Origin of the sequence: Stenotrophomonas sp. YIM B06876, from assembly GCF_030711595.1 — a bacterium.
Lineage (GTDB): Bacteria > Pseudomonadota > Gammaproteobacteria > Xanthomonadales > Xanthomonadaceae > Stenotrophomonas.
Window position 1 is genome coordinate 49,824 of sequence record NZ_JAUJUJ010000010.1, and the last position, 21,173, is coordinate 70,996.

General features: G+C 67.9%; 19 protein-coding genes. 2 read left to right on the forward strand and 17 right to left on the reverse strand.

Annotated elements, in window-relative coordinates; translation table 11 throughout:
- Nucleotides 1-4: 4 nt before the first annotated feature.
- The 12 genes from narI to moaA all read right to left on the reverse strand — a co-directional run bounded on the left by narI (nt 5) and on the right by moaA (nt 13,307).
- Complete coding sequence (gene narI / locus QZH66_RS06380; protein ID WP_305805125.1) at nt 5-715, reverse strand: respiratory nitrate reductase subunit gamma; 711 nt, start codon at nt 713-715, stop codon at nt 5-7.
- Nucleotides 712-1,395: a nitrate reductase molybdenum cofactor assembly chaperone gene (narJ, locus tag QZH66_RS06385; protein WP_305805126.1), complete on the reverse strand. Its 684-nt coding sequence runs from the start codon at nt 1,393-1,395 to the stop codon at nt 712-714. Before narJ ends, narI begins: the two co-directional genes overlap by 4 nt.
- Entirely contained in the window at nt 1,392-2,930 is a 1,539-nt protein-coding gene (narH, locus tag QZH66_RS06390; RefSeq protein WP_305805127.1) for a nitrate reductase subunit beta, read from the reverse strand. Before narH ends, narJ begins: the two co-directional genes overlap by 4 nt.
- Entirely contained in the window at nt 2,930-6,724 is a 3,795-nt protein-coding gene (locus QZH66_RS06395) for a nitrate reductase subunit alpha (RefSeq protein WP_305805128.1), read from the reverse strand. The genes narH and QZH66_RS06395 overlap by 1 nt, the downstream gene beginning before the upstream one ends.
- Nucleotides 6,725-6,797: 73 nt before the next feature.
- The gene (locus QZH66_RS06400) at nt 6,798-8,213 is read right to left on the reverse strand and encodes a NarK family nitrate/nitrite MFS transporter (RefSeq protein WP_305805129.1); all 1,416 of its coding nucleotides are present in this window, start codon (nt 8,211-8,213) and stop codon (nt 6,798-6,800) included.
- A 161-nt stretch (nt 8,214-8,374) separates the two neighbouring features.
- On the reverse strand, nt 8,375-8,737 hold the full coding sequence (locus QZH66_RS06405) for a hypothetical protein (protein ID WP_305805130.1): 363 nt from the start codon (nt 8,735-8,737) through the stop codon (nt 8,375-8,377).
- On the reverse strand, nt 8,734-9,303 hold the full coding sequence (locus QZH66_RS06410) for a molybdenum cofactor guanylyltransferase (RefSeq protein WP_305805131.1): 570 nt from the start codon (nt 9,301-9,303) through the stop codon (nt 8,734-8,736). Before QZH66_RS06410 ends, QZH66_RS06405 begins: the two co-directional genes overlap by 4 nt.
- Nucleotides 9,278-9,802, reverse strand: coding sequence for a molybdenum cofactor biosynthesis protein MoaE (locus QZH66_RS06415; protein WP_305805151.1), 525 nt, complete (start codon nt 9,800-9,802; stop codon nt 9,278-9,280). The genes QZH66_RS06410 and QZH66_RS06415 overlap by 26 nt, the downstream gene beginning before the upstream one ends.
- A 2-nt stretch (nt 9,803-9,804) precedes the next feature.
- Entirely contained in the window at nt 9,805-10,065 is a 261-nt protein-coding gene (locus tag QZH66_RS06420; RefSeq protein WP_305805132.1) for a MoaD/ThiS family protein, read from the reverse strand.
- Nucleotide 10,066: 1 nt separating this feature from the next.
- Nucleotides 10,067-11,320: a molybdopterin molybdotransferase MoeA gene (locus QZH66_RS06425; protein ID WP_305805133.1), complete on the reverse strand. Its 1,254-nt coding sequence runs from the start codon at nt 11,318-11,320 to the stop codon at nt 10,067-10,069.
- Nucleotides 11,317-12,315: a bifunctional molybdenum cofactor biosynthesis protein MoaC/MoaB gene (gene moaCB / locus QZH66_RS06430; protein WP_305805134.1), complete on the reverse strand. Its 999-nt coding sequence runs from the start codon at nt 12,313-12,315 to the stop codon at nt 11,317-11,319. The genes QZH66_RS06425 and moaCB overlap by 4 nt, the downstream gene beginning before the upstream one ends.
- An 8-nt stretch (nt 12,316-12,323) precedes the next feature.
- Nucleotides 12,324-13,307: a GTP 3',8-cyclase MoaA gene (gene moaA, locus QZH66_RS06435; RefSeq protein ID WP_305805135.1), complete on the reverse strand. Its 984-nt coding sequence runs from the start codon at nt 13,305-13,307 to the stop codon at nt 12,324-12,326.
- Between the two features lie 198 nt (nt 13,308-13,505).
- On the opposite strand from moaA, the gene QZH66_RS06440 reads away from it, so the two are divergent.
- A complete protein-coding gene (locus QZH66_RS06440; protein WP_305805136.1) occupies nt 13,506-13,907 on the forward strand; it encodes a ribonucleotide reductase subunit alpha in 402 nt (133 codons plus the stop codon).
- Here QZH66_RS06440 and QZH66_RS06445 read toward each other — a convergent pair.
- On the reverse strand, nt 13,901-14,227 hold the full coding sequence (locus QZH66_RS06445; RefSeq protein WP_305805137.1) for a hypothetical protein: 327 nt from the start codon (nt 14,225-14,227) through the stop codon (nt 13,901-13,903). The two genes, QZH66_RS06440 and QZH66_RS06445, sit on opposite strands and share 7 nt — an antisense overlap.
- Before the next feature lie 333 nt (nt 14,228-14,560).
- Here QZH66_RS06445 and QZH66_RS06450 point away from each other — a divergent pair, with 333 nt between their 5' ends.
- Nucleotides 14,561-15,085, forward strand: coding sequence for a hemerythrin domain-containing protein (locus QZH66_RS06450; protein WP_305805138.1), 525 nt, complete (start codon nt 14,561-14,563; stop codon nt 15,083-15,085).
- 123 nt (nt 15,086-15,208) lie between these two features.
- Here the strand turns inward: QZH66_RS06450 and pdeM are convergent, their stop codons facing one another.
- The 4 genes from pdeM to QZH66_RS06470 are packed head-to-tail and all read right to left on the reverse strand — an operon-like array spanning nt 15,209 to nt 20,952.
- Nucleotides 15,209-15,853 carry a ligase-associated DNA damage response endonuclease PdeM gene (gene pdeM / locus QZH66_RS06455; RefSeq protein WP_305805139.1) on the reverse strand — a complete coding sequence of 215 codons (645 nt, stop codon included), beginning with the start codon at nt 15,851-15,853 and terminating at the stop codon, nt 15,209-15,211.
- Nucleotides 15,837-18,317 carry a ligase-associated DNA damage response DEXH box helicase gene (locus tag QZH66_RS06460; protein ID WP_305805152.1) on the reverse strand — a complete coding sequence of 827 codons (2,481 nt, stop codon included), beginning with the start codon at nt 18,315-18,317 and terminating at the stop codon, nt 15,837-15,839. Before QZH66_RS06460 ends, pdeM begins: the two co-directional genes overlap by 17 nt.
- An 8-nt stretch (nt 18,318-18,325) precedes the next feature.
- Nucleotides 18,326-19,930, reverse strand: a complete 1,605-nt coding sequence (locus QZH66_RS06465) for an ATP-dependent DNA ligase (RefSeq protein ID WP_305805140.1) — start codon at nt 19,928-19,930, stop codon at nt 18,326-18,328.
- Entirely contained in the window at nt 19,930-20,952 is a 1,023-nt protein-coding gene (locus QZH66_RS06470) for a ligase-associated DNA damage response exonuclease (protein ID WP_305805153.1), read from the reverse strand. The genes QZH66_RS06465 and QZH66_RS06470 overlap by 1 nt, the downstream gene beginning before the upstream one ends.
- Between the last annotated feature and the right edge of the window lie 221 nt (nt 20,953-21,173).

Sequence of the window (21,173 nt, forward strand, 5' to 3'; positions counted from 1 at the left end):
TTCATCACCGCTCCTTGTTGCCATAGTCCAGCGTGGCCTGGCGGCGACGGACCACCTGGTAGGGCCGCCACAGGTAGCTGACCGGAATGCTCCACACATGCACCAGACGGGTGAACGGCGCCACCAGGAACAGGGTCATGCCCAGGAAGATGTGCAGCTTGTAGACCCATGCCACATCGGTGATGTAGTCGGCCGCACCCCAGCGGAAGGTGACGATATGCTGCGCCCATTCGCCGAGCATGATCATCACCCCGCCATCCATGTGTCCGGCCGAATAGAAGATGCTGACCATGCCCAGCAGCAGCTGCGCCAGCAGCAGCAAAAGAATCAGCGTATCGCCCCGCGTGCCGGTGGCCCGCACCCGCGGATTGAACAGCCGGCGCACCGTCAGGATGACAATGCCGACCAGGCACAGCAGGCCGAAAATGCCGCCCACTCCCATCGCCAGCACCTGCTTCTGCGGGGCGGTGATGAAGGGCTCATACAGCCGGTGCGGGGTCAGCAGGCCGACCAGGTGGCCGCCGAGAATGGCCAGGATGCCGACATGGAAGCAGTTGCTGCCAATGCGCATGCCGCGATCGGACAGCAGCTGGCTGGAGCCGGTGCGCCAGGTGTACATCGACTTGTCGAAGCGCGCCCAGCTGCCGATGAAGAACACCGCCAGGGCGATGTAGGGATAGATCTGGAAGGCGAACTGGTGGAGGTAAGGGTTCATGGCTGCACCTGTCTGGCTGCGGCGGGGCGTGCGGGGGAACGGGTGGGCGGCGCGCAGTTCTCATCGGGGGCTTCGGCGCCGAAGCGGATGGCTTCCTCTTCCCACACCTTGTCCATCACTTCGGGCGTGTCATCGCGCGGCTCCTGCGCGGCACGCTGGCGCATCACCTCCAGGTTGAACTTGCCATCGGTGTATTCGAGCAGCAGCTGGAACAGCAGCGCATGCGGGCTGCGCCGCTGCTCGGCACGGGCCGCCAGCAGCGCGACGATATGGCCGACGTGATGCAGCCAGTCACGCGCCTCTTCCACTGGCCGCTGCTGCAGGTATTCCAGCACCAGCGGCAGGTAGTCCGGCAGCTCGCGCGCATCCAGCTGGAAGCCGTTTTTGCGATAGGCCTCGATCAGGTCGACCATGGCCTGGCCACGGTCACGCGATTCACCGTGGATGTGCTCGAACAGCAGCAGGCTCATCGAACGGCCGCGGTCGAACAGCGACAGCCACGCTTCCTGCGCCTGCAGCGGATCGCTGTCCAGCAGCTCGCCCACGAACCGCACCAGATCGGCGCGACGGTGCCGGGGCAATGCCGGATCGGCGGCGGCGGCCAGCAGCTCCTCGCGGTGCTGCCACAGTTCATCGCGCGGGTAGTCCAGCAGCACGCCCACCAGCTTGAGCAGGCTCATTTCACCACCTCCGGCTTGCGCGCCGGGCGCACCGAGAACGTGGTGGTCTTGCGCTGGCCGAACAGGTCGGCCGGGCTGCCGCCGTTGCAGCCGTCGCCGAAGGTGAAGCCGCAGCCGCCGCGCTCACCGAACGCATCATTGGCGTATTCGCGATGGGCGGTGGGAATCACGAAGCGGTCCTCGTAATTGGCGATGGCCAGGTAGCGGTACATCTCCTCGGCCTGGGCGGCGGTGAGGCCGGCCTGGCGCAGCACGGCGTGGTCCTCCACCCCGTCGACATTGAGCGCGCGGCGCCACGCCCGCATGGCCATCAACCGCTCCAGGGCGAGGATGATCGGCTTCTCGTCGCCAGCGGTGAGCAGATTGGCCAGGTAGCGCACCGGGATGCGCAGCGAGGCCACGTCCGGCAGTTCGCCGTTCATGCCCACCCGGCCGCGCTCGGCCGCGGACTGGATCGGCGACAGCGGTGGCACGTACCACACCATCGGCAGCGTCCGGTATTCCGGATGCAGCGGCAGCGCCAGTTTCCATTCGATCGCCATCTTGTACACCGGCGAGGCCCTGGCCGCGTCCAGCCAGTTGTCGGGGATGCCTTCCTTGCGCGCGGCCGCGATCACGTCCGGATCGAACGGGTCCAGGAAGATGTCCAGGTGGGCCTGGTACAGGTCCTTTTCCGCCGGTGCCGAGGCCGCCGCTTCAATCCGGTCGGCGTCGTACAGCATCACGCCGAGGTAGCGGATGCGGCCGACGCAGGTTTCCGAACACACCGTCGGCTCGCCCATCTCGATGCGCGGGTAGCAGAAGATGCACTTCTCGGATTTGCCGCTTTTCCAGTTGTAGTAGATCTTCTTGTACGGGCAGGCCGACACGCACATGCGCCAGCCGCGGCACTTGTCCTGGTCGATCAGCACGATGCCGTCTTCCTCGCGCTTGTAGATCGCGCCGGACGGACACGCCGACACGCACGCCGGATTCAGGCAGTGCTCGCACAGGCGCGGCAGATACATCATGAAGGTCTTCTCGAACTCGCCGTAGATCTCCTTCTGCACGTTGTCGAAGTTGCGGTCCTTGGACCGCTTGGCGAATTCGGTGCCGAGGATTTCTTCCCAGTTCGGGCCCCATTCGATCTTCTGCATGCGCTGGCCGCTGATCAGCGAACGTGGCCGCGCGGTGGGCTGGTGCTTGAGCTCCGGCGCCGTGTGCAGGTGCTGGTAGTCGAAATCGAACGGCTCGTAGTAGTCGTCGATCTGCGGCAGGTCCGGATTGGCGAAGATCTTGGCCAGCATCCGCCAGCGGCCGCCGGCGCGCGGCACCAGCTTGCCGGCGCGGGTGCGCACCCAGCCGCCGTTCCACTTGTCCTGGTTCTCCCATTCCTTGGGATAGCCGATGCCGGGTTTGGTCTCCACGTTGTTGAACCAGGCGTACTCCACACCTTCGCGCGAGGTCCACACGTTCTTGCAGGTGATCGAGCAGGTATGGCACCCGATGCACTTGTCCAGGTTCAGCACCATCGCAATCTGCGCACGCACCTTCATCACACCACCTCCTTGGCGGCGGCCGGGACACCATCGCCCGCCGCTGCTGCGCGTCCTGCGCCCGCGGCGTCCGGACTTCCCTGTTCATCATCCAGCCAGTCGATCCTGCCCATCTTGCGGACCACCACGAATTCGTCGCGATTGGTGCCGCAAGTGCCGTAATAGTTGAAACCGTACGACAGCTGCGCGTAGCCCCCGATCATGTGGGTGGGCTTGAGCACGATGCGGGTGACCGAGTTGTGGATACCGCCGCGGGTACCGGTGATTTCCGAACCGGGGATGTTGAGGATGCGTTCCTGGGCGTGATACATCATCGCCATGCCCGCCATCACCCGCTGGCTGACCACCGCACGTGCGGCGATCGCGCCATTGACGTTGAACAGTTCGATCCAGTCGTTGTCCTCGATGCCCGCTTCGCGCGCATCGGTCTCGCTCAGCCAAACGATGGGACCGCCGCGCGCCAGCGTCTGCATGATCAGGTTGTCGCTGTAGGTGCTGTGGATGCCCCACTTCTGGTGCGGGGTGATCCAGTTGAGCAGGATCTCCTTGTTGCCGTTGCTGCGCGTGTTGTGCAGCGGCTCGACGGTCTTGGTATCCACCGGAGGCCGGTAGCTCATGAAACCTTCGCCGAAGGCGATCATCCACTCGTGGTCCTGGTAGAACTGCTGGCGACCGGTCAACGTGCGCCACGGAATCAGTTCGTGCACGTTGGTGTAGCAGGCGTTGTAGCTGACGTGCTCGTCTTCCAGCCCGGACCAGATCGGCGAGGAGATGATCTTGCGTGGCTGCGCCTGGATGTCACGGAAGCGGATCGCCTCGTGCTCCTTCCCCACCGCCAGGTGGGTATGGTCACGGCCGGTGAAGGTGCCCAGCGACTCCCACGCCTTGACCGCGACGTGGCCGTTGGTTTCCGGTGCCAGATGCAGGATCACCTCGCAGGCGTCGATGGCACTGTCGATATTCGGCCGGCCCGCGCTGATGCCCTGCTCCAGCACGCGATGGTTGAGCTCGCCCAGGAACTTGACCTCGTCCTTTGTATCCCAGCTCATGCCCTTGCCGCCGTTGCCCTGCTGGTCCAGCAGCGGCCCGAGCGAGGTGAACTTCTTGTACAGGTTCGGATAGTCGCGTTCGACCACGGTAATCGCGGGCATGGTCTTGCCCGGGACCGGATCGCACTCGCCGCGGGTCCAGTCCTGCACCCCCATCGGCATCGCCAGCTCGCCGGGGGTGTCATGCAGCACCGGGGTCAGCACCACATCCCTTTCGACACCGAGCACGCCCGGCGCCATCCCGCTCACGGTGCGCGCCACGCCCTTGAAGATGTCCCAGTCACTGCGCGATTCCCAGGCCGGGTCCACCGCCTTGGACAGCGGATGGATGAACGGATGCATGTCCGAGGTGTTGAGGTCGTTCTTCTCGTACCAGGTCGCAGTCGGCAGCACCACGTCGGAGTACAGCGCGGTGGTGCACATGCGGAAGTCGAGCGTGACCAGCAGGTCGAGCTTGCCCTCCGGTGCTTCGTCACGCCAGGTGACACTTTCCGGCTTGACCGCGCCGGCCTCGCCCAGATCCTTGCCCTGGATGCCGTGTCGCGTGCCCAGCAGGTGGCGCAGCATGTACTCGTGGCCCTTGCCCGAGGAACCGAGCAGGTTCGAGCGCCAGATGAACAGCACCCGCGGGAAATTCTGCGGTGCGTCCGGATCGGCATAGGCGAAATCCAGCGTGCCCTGCCGCATCTGCTGCACGACGTAGTCGGCCGGCGTGACCCCGGCGGCCTCGGCCTGCCCGACGATGCCCAGCGGGTTGCGGTCCAGCTGCGGTGCGCTCGGCAGCCAGCCCATGCGGATCGCGCGCAGGTTGAAGTCCGCCTGGCTGCCGCCGTATCTGGCCGGATCGGCCAGCGGCGACAGGATCTCCTTCATCTGCAGCTTTTCGTAACGCCACTGGTCCGAGTTGAAGTAGAAGAACGAGGTGCCGTTCATCTGGCGCGGCGGCTTGCTCCAGTCCAGCGCGAACGCCAGCGGCTGCCAGCCGGTCTGCGGACGCAGCTTTTCCTGGCCCACGTAATGCGCCCAGCCGCCGCCGGTCTGGCCGATGCAGCCGCACATCATCAGCATGTTGATCAGGCCACGGTAGTTCATGTCGTTGTGGAACCAGTGGTTCATGCCGGCACCGACAATGATCATGCTGCGGCCGCGGGTCTTGACCGCGGTGTTGGCGAACTCGCGGGCAATCTCGATCACGTCGGCGCGCGGCACGCCGGTGATTTTTTCCTGCCACGCCGGGGTACCCGGCAGGTCATCGTCGAAGCTGCCGGCGACATTGCCGCCGCCAAAGCCGCGGTCCACGCCGTACTGCGCCAGCAACAGGTCGTACACGGTGGCCACTTCCCACTGCTTGCCGTCTTCCAGCTGCAGGCGCCGCACCGGGATGTTGCGCTCGAGGATCTCGTCGAAACGCGACGCGGTCCAGCGGTCATGTTCGATGCCGCCAAAGTAGGGGAAGCTGACCGCCTCGATGCTGTCGTGGGCATCCTTGAGCGAAAGCCGCAAGCGTGTTTCACGCCCGGCGCCGTCCTTCTCCTCGATGTTCCATTTGCCCTTCTCGCCCCAGCGGAAGCCGATCGAACCGTTGGGCACCGTGACCTCGCCGCTGTTCTCGTCCCAGGCCAGGGTCTTCCATTCGGGGTTGTTGCTCTCGCCCAGCCCGCCCAGATCGCTGGCGCGCAGGAAGCGCTCCGGCACCAGGCGGCCGTCGGCACGCCGTTCCAGCCGCACCAGCAGCGGCATGTCGGTGTACTTGCGGCAATACTCCAGGAAGTAGCCGGCCGGCCGGTCGACGTGGAATTCCTTCAGGATCACATGGCCGAAGGCGAACGCCAGTGCGGCGTCGGTGCCCTGCTTGGGATGCAGCCAGTGGTCGGTGAGCTTGGCCACTTCGGCATAGTCCGGCGTGATCGCCACGGTCTTGGTGCCGTTGTAGCGCGCCTCGGTGAAAAAGTGCGCATCAGGCGTGCGCGTCTGCGGCACGTTGGAGCCCCAGGCGATGATGTAGCGGCTGTTGTACCAGTCGGCCGATTCGGGCACATCGGTCTGTTCGCCCCACACCTGCGGCGAGGCCGGCGGCAGATCGCAATACCAGTCGTAGAACGACAGGCACACGCCACCGAGCAGCGACAGATAGCGCGCACCGGAGGCGTAGGACACCATCGACATGGCCGGAATCGGCGAGAAGCCGACGACGCGGTCAGGGCCATGCTGCTTGACCGTGTGCAGGTTGGATGCGGCGATGATCTCGTTGGCCTCGTCCCAGCCCACACGCGCAAAACCGCCCATGCCGCGCTGGGTCTTGTAGCTTGTGGCCTTTACCGGATCGTTGACGATGCTGGCCCATGCATCCACCGGGTCCAGCGTCTTGCGCGCCTCGCGCCACAGGCGCAACAGCGCGCCGCGCACCAGCGGGTACTTCAGCCGGTTGGCGCTGTACAGATACCAGGAATAACTGGCGCCCCGCGGGCAGCCGCGCGGTTCGTGGTTGGGCAGGTCCGGCCGCGTGCGTGGATAGTCGGTCTGCTGGGTTTCCCAGGTGACCAGCCCGTTCTTGACGTAGATCTTCCAGCTGCATGAGCCGGTGCAGTTCACGCCATGCGTGGAGCGCACGATCTTGTCGTACTGCCAGCGCGCGCGATAGCCGTCCTCCCAGTCGCGGTTCTCGCTGCGGGTGACACCGTGACCATCGGAAAACGTTTCCGGCTCGCGCTTGAAGAACTGCAGCCGGTCGAGGAAATAGCTCATGGTGGATCTCCCATCGCTGTCGCGTACGTCTTGGCCAGGGGCAGGTGCAGGAATGAAGCGGCTTGCCTGTGCATCAACACGGCGTTTCGGCGCCGCGGCGGTAGTAGAACCACCACGTCAGCGCCAGGCAGCTGACGTAGAACCCGATGAAACCGTAGAGCGCCAGGTGCGGGCTGCCGGTCAGCGTTATCGCCGTGCCGTAGCTTTTGGGAATGAAGAACCCGCCATAGGCGCCGATCGCCCCGGAGAAGCCGACCACGGCGGCGGACTCGATACCGGCCTGGCGCATCGAATCGCTTTTCTGCGCTTCCGGCTGGTGGGCCGAAAGCCGTTCGTGCAGCGTGCGGAAGATCACCGGGATCATGCGGAAGGTGCTGCCGTTGCCGATGCCGCTCAGCACGAACAGCGCCAGAAACGCGGCCAGGAAACCGTAGAAGTTGCCGGGATCGCCGTGTGCCGGCAGGAAGTACAGCACCGCGATCACCGCCACGATCATCAGCACGAACACCCAGAACGTCAGCAACGCGCCACCGGCCTTGTCGGCCAGGGTGCCACCGGCCGAGCGCATCAACGCCCCCAGCAGCGGGCCGATGAAGGCGTAGGTCATCGGGTTGACGCCGGGGAACTGGCTCTTGACCAGCATCGGGAAACCGGCGGAGAAGCCGATGTAGGAACCGAAGGTGCCCACGTACAGCCAGCACATCAGCCAGTTGTGCTTGCGCCGGAAGATCACCGCCTGCTCGCCGAAGGACGAGCGGGCACTGGTCAGGTCGTTCATGCCGAACCAGGCCACGATGGCCATCAACGCCAGCGCCGGCACCCAGATGAAGCCGGCGTTCTGCAAATACAGCGTGCCGCCGGCGGTGGTGGTTTGCGGGCCGCCGGCGATCGCGCCGAGCATCCCGGCGGTGATCGCAAATGGAATCGTCGCCTGCGCCACCGACACGCCGAGGTTGCCCAGCCCGGCGTTGAGCCCCAGTGCGAAACCCTGCCTGGTCTTCGGGTAGAAGAAGGAGATGTTGGACATGGACGAGGAGAAATTCGCCCCGCCCAGACCACACAGCATGGCGATCGCCACGAACACCCAGTACGGGGTGCCCGGGTTCTGCACCGCCATGCCCAGCCACAGCGTGGGCAACAGCAGCGAGGCGGTGGAGATCGCGGTCCAGCGGCGGCCGCCGACCAGCGGAACCACGAACGAATAGAACACCCGCAGCGTGGCGCCGGAAAGACTGGGCAAGGCGATCAGCCAGAACAGCTGGTCGGTGCTGAAGTTGAAGCCGATCTGCGGGAGATTGATCGCCACGGCTGAAAACAGCATCCATACCGAGAATGCCAGCAGCAGCGCGGGGACCGAGATCAACAGGTTGCGCCTGGCCACAGACTGGCCGGTCTGCTGCCAGTACGCCGGATCTTCCGGACGCCAGTCGCGGATGACCGACATCGGTCCGGCGCCTGCGCGTTCAATCCTTCCGGTACCGACGGTCATGCGCTGCTCCTTGGAGGGACATGGCGCGGGGCTACAACGCTGCTGCACCCCCGTCACCTGGGCTATTTGGCCCGCGTGCATCCGCAAACGGTTTGATCCAGATCAATCCAGACACCCAACATTCCGCACACATGACAAATATCAAAACGGTGGCGGCCGCCTCATGGCGCATCCGCCGGCAGGCGCCGCCCGGCCCCGCGGGTGCGCACGCTGTCGCGCACATCCACCTCGAACACGACCTGCAGCAGCTCCCCGCTTTTTTGCCGCAATGCAAATTCCAGGCCTTGCCGGCACGGCAGCTGGCCGGCGTAGGCTTCGACCGCCGCTCGGGGCAGCGTCAACTGCCAATGTCCGGCGCTGGCATCAAGCCCGGGCTGCGCCACCTCCTCCAGGCGCAGGCTCTGGTGGAAATCGACAGCACCGGCACAGGTGTGGTTGCTGACCGTCTGTCCGCCCCGCAGCGCCGAGAACTCGGCCTCCTCCAGGCGGAAACGCACGCGTTGGCCCTGCAGCTGCAATTTCATACGGCAAGCTCCTGCCATTGTCCGGGGGTATTGCAGTTGCGCAGCCCGGGCAGCAGCTGCGCCGGGGCCGGGAGCGAGTGGAACCCCAGGGTGGATTGCAGCGCGCGCAGCGAACGTTGCGCAGCGCCGCAGGACAGCAACTGCGCCAGACAGGCGCGGCTGCGGGCGTCCAGCTGCAGCCGCAGCGGCAGCACCTGTCCCTCGAAACAGACCCCGGGCGCGGCCGGCGCGCTGATCAACCTGCGCAGCAGCGACGGTGAAAGACATGGCATATCCACCGGCACCACCAGCAACGGGCCATCGTCCAGTTGCGCTGCGGCACTGGACAGTCCCGCCAGCGGACCCCGGCCGGGCAGCGTATCGGCAATGCCCGCATATGCTGGATAGTCGCCACTGACGAGAACCGTTGTCGCACCGGCTTCGGCAAGCAGTTCGATCATGTGCTGGAGCAATGGCCGGCCACGCCAGGGCAGCATGGCCTTGTCGCGGCCCATGCGCGAGGAGCGCCCGCCGGCCAGCACCAGCCCGGTCCAGGCCGGCTCAGGCGGAGCTGCAGGCGCGGCCATGGTCATGCGCTGCCGGGTCGGCCGCGGCGTCCGCCGCGTGCGGGGCTTCACACAGCGAACAGCCTTCGCTCCATTCGCTGCTTCCATCCAGATAGTGCTCCTGTTTCCAGATCGGACTGCGGTGTTTGACCGCCTCGACCAGACGGCGGCAGGCACGGAAGGCCGCATCGCGATGCGGCGTTCCCGCCGCCACCAACATGGCCAGATCGCCGACCTGCAGCCGCCCCGACGCATGGGCGACGTAGAGCTTCAGGCGCGGCCCGAACTCGGCCTGCACCTGCGCGATCTGCTGCTCGAACCCCCTCATCACCAGCGCCTGGTGCAGGTCATAGCTGATGCCGCTGACCTGCCGGCCCAGATTGAGATCACGTACGCGGCCGGCAAAAAGCGCGATGCCGCCAAATCCCGGATCGGAGACAAATTCGATTGCCGCGCCGATATCCAGCGCGCCCTGCGCGCGTGCGACCACCTGCCAGGCGGCCATGTCCCGTGTCTGCATGCTCATCCCCCACTCACCGGCGGCAGGATCGAGACCCGGCCATCGGCCGGCAGCGGCTCGGGATCGCGCAGGATGCGCTGGCTGTCGGCAAACACGCAGACGCGCAGCAGACCGGCGCGGAACTGCGGAAAATGCGTTTGCAGATGGCCGTGGAGCGCTGAACGCAGGTCGGACACGCACGCGCCGTCCACTACCTCCAGCTGCAACTCGCGGTCCGGGGACAGGTCGGAAAAGCTTCCAAACAGCTCGACGGTTACGTGCATCTCAATGTTCCCTGACAGACAACTGGATGGGCTGGTGATGCCCCAGCCCGTAGGCGTCGACGCGGCTGCCCTCGCCCACCTCGGCCACGCCGGCCGGCACCACCACCCAGGCGTTGGCCTGCAGCATCGGCATCAACCGGAACGACTCCTGCTGCGGCAACACCTCGGCATAGAGGCGTCCGTGGGGATCGTGGCGCACCTGCGCACGCGTATGCAGGCGGAAGTCGGAAGGCTTCTTCAACGTGCCACGCAACGGCAACTGCAGCGGCGCTTCGGGGGGCAGGCCCTGCATCCGCCGCAGCACCGGTTCGACAAAAAAGCGCAGGCCGACCGCGGCCGATACCGGGTTGCCGGGCAGACCGAAGTACAGCGCGCCCTCGGGCAGCACCGCGAACAGGACCGGTTTGCCGGGGCGGATGGCCACCTTGTGGAAGGCGATCCGCGCCCCGCGCGCGCGCAGCGCATCGGGGATGAAATCGTAGCGGCCCATCGAGACCGCACCGGTACTGATGACCAGGTGCGCGCCCTGCTGCAGGGTCTGGTCGAGCAGCGCATGAAAGGCGTCGACATCGTCACCGACCAGGCCTTCCAGTACCACGCTGGCACCGGCGGCCTGCAGCCGCCCGCGCAGGAACGGGCGGTTGCTGTCACGGATCTGCCCCGACTCCAGGCTGCGGGCCGGATCGTCCACCAGCTCGCTGCCGGTGGCGATCAGCGCCACCTGCGGCGGCGCAACCACCGGCACCTGGGCCACGCCCAGGGCATGCAGCAGGGTGACTTCCACCACGCCCAGCGTTTGCCCGGCAGCGATGACGAGCTGCCCTACCGCCACATCCTCGCCCGCGCGGCGCAGGTTGCAACCCGGTGCCACGTCATCGAGCAGGCGGATCCGCGTCGGGCGCCCTGCGTGTTCGGCCAGTACCTCAACCTTCTCGACCTGCACCACCGCATCCAGGCCGTCGGGAACCCGTGCGCCGGTCATGATCTCCCACGCGCCGTGCCCGGCGACCTGGCTGGCCTCGCCGGCCGCCTGCGATCCGGTCACCGCAAATCCGGTGCCGGCCGCGATCGTCCCCCCGCCACCGCACAACGCGAAACCATCCATCGCCGCGTTGTCGAACGGCGGCAGCGCCACCTCGCTGATGACATCGGCGGCCAGCACCCGGCCGGCGGCCAGGGCACTGGGAATGCGTTCGACCGGCAACGCCACCGCGGCCTGGTGCAGGATCTGCAGCGCCTGTGCGTAGTCGATCATGGGTGCGCGCCTCCTTCGAACATCGCGCGCGCATGGCCCAGCACCGGCGCCAGGATATCCATGTACTGGGCAGCGGCCCGTGGACTGCCGGGCAGCGCGAACACCAGCATCGCGCCGGTCTGCACCACACAGGCGCGACTGAGCCAGGCCAGCTGCGTGTGCTGGCTGCCCAGGCTGAGCAGCATCTGCGAGAGCCCGTCGATCTTGCGGTCGGCCACCTGCATCAGCGCCTCGGGCGTCAGATCGCGCGCGCCCAGACCGGTGCCGCCCGTGCATACACACACCCCGATGCCGGCCGCCGCCAAGGCGCGCAGCCGCGACGCCAGCGGTTCCACGCCATCGGGCAGCACGTCGGCCACCTCCACCTGCGCGCCCAGCCACTGCAGCGCCTGGACCACGACCGGGCCGGACGCATCGGGATAGGCGCCCTCGTGGGCGCGGTCGCTCAGCGTGATCACCGCCGCGCGCACCCCGTCCAGGCCCGGTGGCGGCCGCGGCTGGAAGCGCGCTTCCTCGGCCGCGTCCATGCCGGCTGGATGCCGCCACAGACCGCGCTTGCCGCCCTCCTTGAACAGCAGGCGGATGCCTTCGATGGACAGCGCCGGCTCGACCGGCTTGCTCAGGTCGTAGATTGTCAGCAGCGCGGCGTTGACCCCGGCCAGGGCTTCCATTTCCACCCCGGTCCTGGCTTCGCTGGCGCATTCGCACCACACCCGGATCGCCTTGCGCGCGGGCACCGGCTCGCAATACACCCGCACCAGCTCCAGCGGCAACGGGTGGCACAGCGGCATCAGCAGGGAGGCCATTTTCGCGCCTTGCAGGCCGGCCACTTCCGCCATCATCAGCGCGTCGCCCTTGGGCAGGCGGCGCTCGACCAGCAACGGATAGGCGATGTCGCCTGCGATCAACTCGCCGACGGCGACGGCGCGACGGCGGGTGACCCGCTTGTTGCGCACATCGGCCATGTTAAACGCGGCTGGGGTTTGTGCGGTCATGCGGACGCTCATCCTCCAATGGATGCCAGATGCGGGGTCAGCCCGGTCATGCCCTGGTGGAGGCCATGGCCGGCTTCTTTCAAACCGAGCTGGGTGGCAATGCGGTGCACCAGCGCGGCGCGGTCGCCATCGGCCTGCAGCAGCGGACGCAGCGCGATGCCGAAATCACCGAACAGGCACAGCCGCAGATCGCCGCGCGCGGTGACCCGCAGCCGATTGCAGCCGTGGCAGAAGTTCTTCGAATAGGGGGCGATGATGCCGAAGCTGCCGCGATAGTCGGGATGCGTGAATTCGCGCGCAGGCCCGGCATCGGCGCGGCGGGCGCGTTCGCTCCAGCCGGCGCGCTGCAACTGTTCGATCAGCGCATCGGCGCGCAGGTGGTGACGCTCGAAATAGGCCTGGTTGTCGCCGGTGCGCATCAGCTCGATGAAGCGTACGCCCACCGCACGCGTACGCAGGTACGCCATCCACGCGGGCAGCTCGTCGTCATTGCAATCGCGCAGCAGCACCGCGTTGACCTTCACCGAATCCAGCCCCAGCGTCAGCGCCAGATCCAGCCCCTGGAGGATTTCCCCGGCGCGGTCATGCCCGGTAATGGCGTGGAAGCGGTGGCGATCCAGGCTGTCCATGCTGACATTGATCGCGGTCAGCCCGGCCTCGCGCCACGTCGGCAGGCGCCGCGGCAGCAGGCAGCCGTTGGTGGTCATGGCCACTTTGCGGATGCCCGGCACCGAGGACACCGAGGCGATGATGGCCGGCAGATCCTTGCGCAGGCTCGGTTCGCCGCCGGTCAGGCGGACCTTGTACATGCCCAGTTCGGCAAAGGCCGACACCAGCCGCCGGATCTCCTCGCCCTCCAGGAAGTGCGGTCGGCCGTCGGCGCGGTATCCGTCCGGCAGGCAGTAGCTGCAACGGTAGTTGCACGCTTCGGTCAGCGACAGTCGCAGGTACGGGAACCTGCGGCCATAAACGTCGGTCAGCCCCGCTGTCATCTCGATTCCACCCGTTACCTCCCGCTGGGTCCCGGCCATCGGCGAATCCGATGCCTTGCAAGCTCTGGTTCGCCAGTGCGGCCAGATTACCTCCGGTGTCCGGACAGTCCGTTGATCTAGATCAAGTGCAGCCGCGTCGTGGCGCAGCCAGCGTGTGGCAGCATGCCGTCCTACCCGCCCTGCCTTGGAAGCGCACGCATGCTGACCTGCTTTGAGGATCTCCTGGCCGCCGCCGGCACCCAGACCGAACCGCAGCGGCTGCTGTTTGTGTTTGTCTGCGCCGCGCTGCCCGAGTCCCCGACCGACGCCCAGCAACAGCGCCATGCACAGCGCGAAGGCGGCACCCTGTCCCCGGTGCTGTGTGTGGACAAGCTTCCCGCCGAGGTCGCTTCATTCAACGCCCTGCTCTCCGAATCCAGATCCACCGGCATCGACTGGGATCTGGTGTTTGTCGCCGCGCTGGATGGCCGTGCCGGCGTGGTGCCGTCCAGCGATGAGGCCGCCCAGCCGCTGCGGCTGATGGTCAACGCCATCAACGATGGCCAGATCAGCCGTTTCGCCGCGTTCGATACCCGCGGCGAACCGGTGCAGTTCTACTGAGAAAACAGCTGGATGCCCAGGAAGAAGAGCAAAAACAGGGTATTCAGGCCCCAGGCGACGGTCAGGCCGCGTGCGGCCACCCCGTAGACGGGGGTGGCGGTGTTGGGCGCCGCGCGCCACACCACGGGGATGATCCATGCGGTAAATGCCAACAGCACACAGAACAGTGCCACCGTCAGCATCCGCGGGCCCGCGTAGTCGGACCACAGCGCCGCGGCCCACAGCAGGTTGCTGGGAATCACCCCGTACAGCCAGAACGCCACCCACAACGGCGAAGAGGATTTGGGCCGGGTCGTTTTGCCGGTTGCTACAGCCAACATCGCTACACCTCCCTGCTGAGTGGAAAAACGAGCCGGACGGCAGCCAACGCCACGCGACGAGAGTGCGCCCCGCTTCCCGGCGAGTCAAACCCGTACCGGTCCAGCCAGAACAGGCAGCGCGTGCAGGACCAAGCCCGCCCACCGCGACCTGGCCGGCTACCTGCGTAGACCCGGAAAAACGGCAACGCGCCGGCCTCCTCCGGGCCGGGTCTGGAACCGGAACCGCCATCTGACATCGCCGGCGGGGCAGGTCACCACTGCTTCACTGCCGACAAGGCAGGCTTCCGCCTCCAACGGCGGCATCGACCTTGCTTCACCCACACGGAGACCGGCATGGCAGCAGACATCCTCAAGACACTGAAAGAAGAGCACGACCACCTGCGTGATCTGTTCAAGAAGATGGAAGGCACCACGGAGCGTGCGGAGAAAGGCCGCCAGGAACTGCTGGCGAAGATCCAGCAAGGTCTCGTTCCGCATGCGGTATGGGAAGAGCAGGTGTTCTATCCCGCGTTCAAGGCGCGTGCCGACCGCGATGGCCTGAAGACCCACGCCGAAGCTGTTGCCGAACACCGGGCGGTGGAGCTGCGGGTGTTGCCGGACCTGAAGGCGGCGGCGCCCACCACCCCCGAGTTCGCCGGCCGGGCCAAGGTGCTCGGCGAGTTCGTCGACCATCACGCGAGCGAGGAGGAAAACACCATGTTCAAGATGGCGCGACGCATGTTCAGCAGCGAAGAGCGCGCGCAGATGGATGCGCAGTACCAGCAGTGGAAGGCCTCGCCGGCAGCGGCCCAGGCCGTGGCAAAAGCCGTGGCCGAGGGCGACCAGGCGAACAGGAGCAATCCGCCTCCTGCCGGCTGACTCTGCAAGCGCCGTGTGGCCGTTGGAGCATGCGGCGCTTCTCGGCGGTCTCGCCGATCCGGTGCAACTGAAATGTGCCGGTGCGGGATGACCCCGCAGTCGCTTGGACACAGGACATCGAAGTCAGCCACGGTTTTCAAGCAGTTCGCCCTTGGCACAGGCGATCCAGCGCTGCGCAGGGTCATCGATCAGCGTGCCGCCGGCGAACCGGGCAAAGGCCGGCAACACGGTCTGGCAGGGATCGAGCGCAAAGGCCGGAAACCGGCCCGGCAGCCCCGGCAACAGGACCACCGGGTGCAGGTGTCCGCACAGGATGTGCAGTCCGTCCGGGGCTGTTGCCGGGCGCGGATGGTGGCGGAACCGGAACGGGCCATCGTCCACATCCTCGGGCAGCAACGTCACCCGCAGCGCTGCCGGTTGCAGTGCGCGGTCGTGGTTGCCCCCCACCACACTGACCGACAGCGCCGGGTGGCGCAGCTGCAGCTCCCGCCACGCCGCTTCCACCGCAAGACTGCGGGGCCCATGCAGGAAGTCGCCCAGAACCCACAGTTGCCGCGCGCCGGTGGATTGCAGCAGCGCATCCAGCCGCGCCAGATCATCGGCCGTGCCGCCGCGCGGAACGGCGATGCCGGCGGTGCGGAACGCATCGCCCTTGCCCAGGTGCAGGTCGGCAATCAACAGGCGCCGGCGCGCCGGCCAGTACAGCGCCCGATCGGCCAGGAAGTGCATCATCTGTCCTGCCACCTCCCGCTCAAACATGGCGGGCATGGCGCTTCTCCAGCTGCTGTGCGACGCGTGCGACACGGGTGCGCCAGTCCTCGGTACTGAGCTGGCCGCGGATGGCGTCGGCCCATAACGGAAACGCCAGCGGGCTGAGGCTGCGTGGACGCTTCAGAACCAGGCGCCGGGTGCGGCAGCGTTGCAGTACTTCGCGCAACCGTTGCACCTCCAGTTGCGCCTCCCACACCTCGCGCTCGGCCTGCGCCAGCAGCACGTGGCCGGGATCGTGCTGGCGCAGCACCTCGAACAGCAGGCTGCTGGAGGCCTGCAGCTGCCGCAGCGAGCGCGCCGCCCGGCCCGGCAACGAAGGCGGCAGCAACCCGGCCACACGGGCGATCCCGCGGAACTGGCGGCGGGCGAGTTCGGCGATGTTGAGGCTGTGCATCAGGTCCTCCAGCAGCGCCTGTGGCGACAGCAGCCGTTGCAGCAAGGCCGCCTCCGGCCAGGCTTCGGCCTGCGCGGTCAGCACCAGTCCGTAGTCGTTGACCGCCCAGCTGAACGTGTTGGGCCGCTCGCGGCCCCAGCGCAGCGCCATCAACGCCGCCAGCCCTTCGTGCACCGCCCGCCCCGCAAAGGGATACACAAACAGGTGCCAGCCCTGCCGCGTCTGCAGCGACTCCACCAGCAGCAGCCCCGGCCCCGGCAGCGCCGACAACCGCGCCTGCAGTTCCAGCAGCGGCTGCAGGGCCCGCATCTCCGCGCTGTCTGCGGGCATCTGCAGAATCGCTTCGACCTCGGCCGCGAGTTCGCTGGACAGCGGCATGCTGCCGCCTTGCCAGCGCGGTACCCGACCCGTGCCGGACCTGGCGATCCGCACGTACGCGCTCATGTCGCGCAACTGCACCAGTTCCAGGGTTTTGCCGGCGAACTGGAAACGCTCGTGCGGCCGCAGTTTGCCAATGAAGGCTTCCTCGACCGAGCCCAGCTGGCCACCTTTCATGAAACGCACCTGCACGCTGCCGTCGCTGGTGATGGTGCCGATCGACAGGCGGTGGCGGAACGCGACGCGACGGTCATGCACGCGATAGACGCCATCGGCATCGCGGACCACGCGCCGGTAATCGGGATAGTGTTCCAGCGCCGCGCCACCGCGCACGATGAAATCCAGCACCGCCTGCCACGGCTCGTCACCGAGCGCGGCAAAGGCGTGGGTTCCCCGCACCTCGGCCAGCAGCCGGGCCGGCTCGAAGCCGCCGCCCAGGGCCAGGGTGACGCAGTGCTGGGCCAGCACGTCCAGCGACAGCCGCGGCGGCGGACGGGATTCGACCCGGCCATGCGCCAGCGCCACGCGGGCGGCGGCGTATTCGGCCAGTTCCAACGCGAGGGTGGGCACACAGATGACCTTGCCGGCCGCGCCGGGCCGATGCCGGGCGCGGCCGCCCCGCTGCCACAGCCGCGCCATGCCTTTGGGACTGCCAACCTGCAGCACCTGGTCCACCGCGGGGAAATCCACGCCCAGGTCCAGGCTGGAGGTGGCCACCACGCAGCGCACGCTGCCGTCGCGCAGCCCGGCCTCCGCGGCCGCGCGCAGCGATGCGTCGAGCGAGCCGTGGTGCAAGGCCAGCGTCGCGGGGTCGTCCAGCCACACCGACTGCAGCGCACGGTGCCAGAGTTCGGCTTGCGAGCGGGTGTTGGTGAACAGCAGGCTGGAGCGCGCCTGCTGCAGGACCGCCGCGACGCGTTGCAGCTGCGACAGCCCGAGGTGCCCGGCCCACGGAAACCGTTCGCCCTGCCCGGGCAACAGCGTCTGCAGCGTCATCCGCCGCCGTCGCGGCGAGGACACGATCGCCGCGCCGGGAGCGTACGGCAGCAGCACGTCGCGCGCCTGCTGCAGATTGCCCAGCGTGGCGGAAAGGCCCCATATCGGCGCCTGCGGCACGATCCCGCGCAGCCGCGCCAGGCACAGCTGCAGCAGCACCCCGCGCTTGTTGCCGAGCAGTTCGTGCCATTCATCGACCACCACGCCGCGCAGGCCGGCCAGCAGGTGCGCCGCATCGGCATAGGACAGCATCAAGGCGAAGGATTCGGGCGTGATCACCAGCACATCCGAAAGGCCATGGCGGGCCAGCCGCTTGTCGCGGGCGCTGGCATCGCCGGTGCGCAACGCCACCGTCCACGGCACGCCCAGCGCGGCAATCGGCTCGCGCAGCGCGCGCACCGTATCGACCGCCAACGCCCGCAGCGGGGTGATCCACAACACGCGCAGACGGGGCGGCGCGGCCACCCCGCGGCGCGTCGTGGCGGGTTGATCGCCAAGTGCCAAGGCCTGCAGCAGCGGCCCGCCCAACGCGGCCAGGGTCTTGCCACTGCCGGTGGGCGTGACCAGCAGGCCCGATTCTCCGGCCAGATAGCGGCGCCACGCTTCCCGCTGGAACGGGGCCGGTTTCCAGCCGCGGGTGGAAAACCACTCTGCCAGCGCCGCGTCAGCCCCCCGCCGTCGCGGCCGGACCACGCCCGCGTTCACGTGGCCAGTGCCCGCAATGCCTGCACCCGGTCCGCTTCCGCCGCCGGCTTGTCGGTGCGCCAGCGCACGATCCGCGGGAAGCGCACCGCGAGGCCGGACTTGTGCCGCGCCGAGCGGTTGACCCCTTCGAACGCGATTTCAAATACCTGCTCGGGCGGGACCGAGCGCACCGGGCCGAAACGTTGCAGCGTGTTGCCGCGGATCCAGCGGTCCAGCTCCAGGATCTGTTTGTCGTCCAGACCCGAATACGCCTTGGCGACCGGCACCAGGGTGTCGCCGTCCCACAGGGCAAAGGTGTAATCGGTATACAGCGTGCTGCGGCGGCCCGAGCCGGACTGGGCGTAGACCAGCACCGCGTCGACGGTGAGCGGATCGACCTTCCACTTCCACCAGTCGCCGCGCTTGCGGCCATGCCGGTATGGCGAGTCGCGGCGCTTGAGCATCAGGCCTTCCACGCCCCGGTCGCGCGACTGTTCGCGCAACGCAGCGGCGGCCTCCCAGTCCGCGGGCTGGACGCGCGGTGAAAGCTGCAGCGCCGGATGCGCCAGCGCTTCGATCACAGCGGCCAGCAGTTCACGGCGCGCCGACAGCGGGCGCCCGCGCAGGTCGCGCCCGTCCAGTTCCAGCAGGTCGTAGGCCACCACCCGCACCGGCGTATCGGCCAGGATCCTGGGGCCGGGCCTGAGCCGCTGGATGCGGGTCTGCAGCGCCGAAAACGGCAGCGGCCGATCCTCGCCCGGGCGCCACGCCAGCAGCTCGCCATCGATGACCACATCGCGCGGCAGCGCGGCGGCGGCGCGCTCGATTTCCGGGAAACGGCCATCCATGCGCTCCTCGCCCCGCGACCACAGCGCGATGTCGGCGCCGCGGCGGATCAACTGCAGGCGGATGCCGTCCCACTTCCATTCCAGCAGCCAGTCATCGACCGGACCCAGTGCCTGCGCCGCGCCATCCAGCGGCGAGGCCAGGAAGAACGGATACGGCAGCGCGGCGTCTGCGGCCTGCACCTGCGGCGACAGCAGGGTTTCCAGGAACCGCGGCGAGGGCGTCCAGCGGCCGAGCATGCGTTGCGCGATCCGCGCCACCTCCAACCCGGAAACCTCGGCCAGCGCGGCCTGCACCAGCCCGGTCGACACGCCGACGCGCAGCGCGCCGGTAAGCAGCTTGTTGAACGCCAGCCGCTCGCGAAAGCGCAGACTGCGCCAGGCGGACACCACTGCCGCGCGGCGGATTTCCACGTCCGCATTGGCCACCGGAAGCAGGCGCTGCTCCACCCACTGCGCCAGGCCGAGGTCTTCGCCGGTGTCCGGCGGATCGTCCAGCAGCAAGGCCAGCGTTTCGGCCAGGTCCCCCACGGCGTGATGGCTGGCCTCCACCAGCCAGTCGGGGTTGCCGCTCTCCGCCGCCACCCACGCGCGCAGCTCGCCGGTGGTGGCGATCCGGGCGCCGGTGCCGCCGACCTTGCCGCCTGCCAGCAGCCACAACGCCCAGGCGGCGTCGTGCGGCGGCGCGGCGCGGAAGTATGCGACCAGCGCCGCGCGCTTGTCGCCGGTCCCGGTGCTGCGGTCCAGCCGTTCGTACAACAGGGCGAAGCGCCGCATCAGTCGTCCTCGCCGTAGCGGGTCTGGAACACGCCGGCATCGAGTCCGGCCTCACACAGCACCCGCACCAGCGCATCGGTGTCGCCGTGGGTGGCGATCACCCGCCGTGCCCCGGTTTCCTGCACGGTGCGCAGCAGCCCCGGCCAGTCGGCGTGGTCGGACAGCACGAAGCCGCGGTCGTAGTTGCGCCGCCGGCGGTTGCCGCGGAGGCGCATCCAGCCCGACGCGAACCCCTGCTGGGCGTGGCGGAAGCGCCGCATCCAGGCACTGCCGGCCGCCGAGGGCGGCGCGATGACCAGCTCACCGGCGAAGTCGGCGCCGCGCGCCTGGTCCATCACGCGCCGGGTTTCCAGCATCGCCACGCCGGCCGCGCGGTAGACCGCCACGCCGGCGTCGATGGCGCCGTGCAACCACACCGGCCGGCCGGTATGCGCCATCAGTTCGGCCAGCACCCGCTGCGCCTTGCCCAGCGCATAGCAATACAGGATCGCCGCCTCGCCGCTGGCCGCACATTCGTCCCGCCACGCGACGATGTCGCCCGCCACCTCCGCTGCCGCGGGCCAGCGGAACACCGGCAGCCCGAAGGTGGCCTCGGTGATGAATACATCGCACGGCACCACTTCGAACGGCAGGCAGGTGGGGTCCGGATCGCGCTTGAAGTCGCCGGACAGCACCCAGATTCCGCCATCGACTTCAATGCGCACCTGGGTGGAACCCAGCACGTGCCCGGCCGGATGGAACGACACGGTGGCCGCGCCGATCCGGAAGCGCTCGCCGTGGGCGTGGACGCGGTACTCCTGCTCGCCCAGCCGCCACTGCAGGATCGGCAGCCCGGCATCGACCACGTAATAGCGGCCCATGCCCGCGCGCGCGTGGTCGCCATGGCCGTGGGTGATCACCGCGCGCGGCACCGGCCGCCACGGGTCGATATGGAAATCGCCCGCCGGGCAATACAGCCCGTCGGGGGAGTTCACCACCAGATCCGGATCACCGGCCAGAACCCACCTCCTCGACGTTGCCAGCGGACAGCTGCCCGCAGTGGAACAGCGTGGGCGTCAGTGCAACGTCATCGCCCCCCGCACCGGCTCGTTCCCGCAACCGCGTGGGGCCTGAAACCGCGCGAGCGGCTGCCCGGGGCGCCCGCTGCAACGCGGCGCAAGACGCGTCGGAACCGCGCTGGAGGGCGCGGGAAATGCGCCACGCCCGGGCCCGCACGTACCATCCGGGTTTCACCCGTGCAGGC

Excerpts from the sequence above, each read along its gene's own strand:
- QZH66_RS06440 (WP_305805136.1), top strand. The coding sequence starts at position 13,506 with ATGCTGACCTGCTTTGAGGATCTCCTGGCCGCCGCCGGCACCCAGACC.
- narH (WP_305805127.1), bottom strand. The coding sequence starts at position 2,930 with ATGAAGGTGCGTGCGCAGATTGCGATGGTGCTGAACCTGGACAAGTGC.
- QZH66_RS06445 (WP_305805137.1), bottom strand. The coding sequence starts at position 14,227 with ATGTTGGCTGTAGCAACCGGCAAAACGACCCGGCCCAAATCCTCTTCG.
- QZH66_RS06410 (WP_305805131.1), bottom strand. The coding sequence starts at position 9,303 with ATGGCCGCGCCTGCAGCTCCGCCTGAGCCGGCCTGGACCGGGCTGGTG.
- QZH66_RS06395 (WP_305805128.1), bottom strand. The coding sequence starts at position 6,724 with ATGAGCTATTTCCTCGACCGGCTGCAGTTCTTCAAGCGCGAGCCGGAA.
- moaCB (WP_305805134.1), bottom strand. The coding sequence starts at position 12,315 with ATGACCGCACAAACCCCAGCCGCGTTTAACATGGCCGATGTGCGCAAC.
- QZH66_RS06450 (WP_305805138.1), top strand. The coding sequence starts at position 14,561 with ATGGCAGCAGACATCCTCAAGACACTGAAAGAAGAGCACGACCACCTG.
- QZH66_RS06405 (WP_305805130.1), bottom strand. The coding sequence starts at position 8,737 with ATGAAATTGCAGCTGCAGGGCCAACGCGTGCGTTTCCGCCTGGAGGAG.
- narI (WP_305805125.1), bottom strand. The coding sequence starts at position 715 with ATGAACCCTTACCTCCACCAGTTCGCCTTCCAGATCTATCCCTACATC.
- narJ (WP_305805126.1), bottom strand. The coding sequence starts at position 1,395 with ATGAGCCTGCTCAAGCTGGTGGGCGTGCTGCTGGACTACCCGCGCGAT.
- QZH66_RS06400 (WP_305805129.1), bottom strand. The coding sequence starts at position 8,213 with ATGACCGTCGGTACCGGAAGGATTGAACGCGCAGGCGCCGGACCGATG.
- QZH66_RS06425 (WP_305805133.1), bottom strand. The coding sequence starts at position 11,320 with ATGATCGACTACGCACAGGCGCTGCAGATCCTGCACCAGGCCGCGGTG.
- QZH66_RS06415 (WP_305805151.1), bottom strand. The coding sequence starts at position 9,802 with ATGCAGACACGGGACATGGCCGCCTGGCAGGTGGTCGCACGCGCGCAG.
- pdeM (WP_305805139.1), bottom strand. The coding sequence starts at position 15,853 with ATGCCCGCCATGTTTGAGCGGGAGGTGGCAGGACAGATGATGCACTTC.
- QZH66_RS06420 (WP_305805132.1), bottom strand. The coding sequence starts at position 10,065 with ATGCACGTAACCGTCGAGCTGTTTGGAAGCTTTTCCGACCTGTCCCCG.
- QZH66_RS06465 (WP_305805140.1), bottom strand. The coding sequence starts at position 19,930 with ATGCGGCGCTTCGCCCTGTTGTACGAACGGCTGGACCGCAGCACCGGG.
- moaA (WP_305805135.1), bottom strand. The coding sequence starts at position 13,307 with ATGACAGCGGGGCTGACCGACGTTTATGGCCGCAGGTTCCCGTACCTG.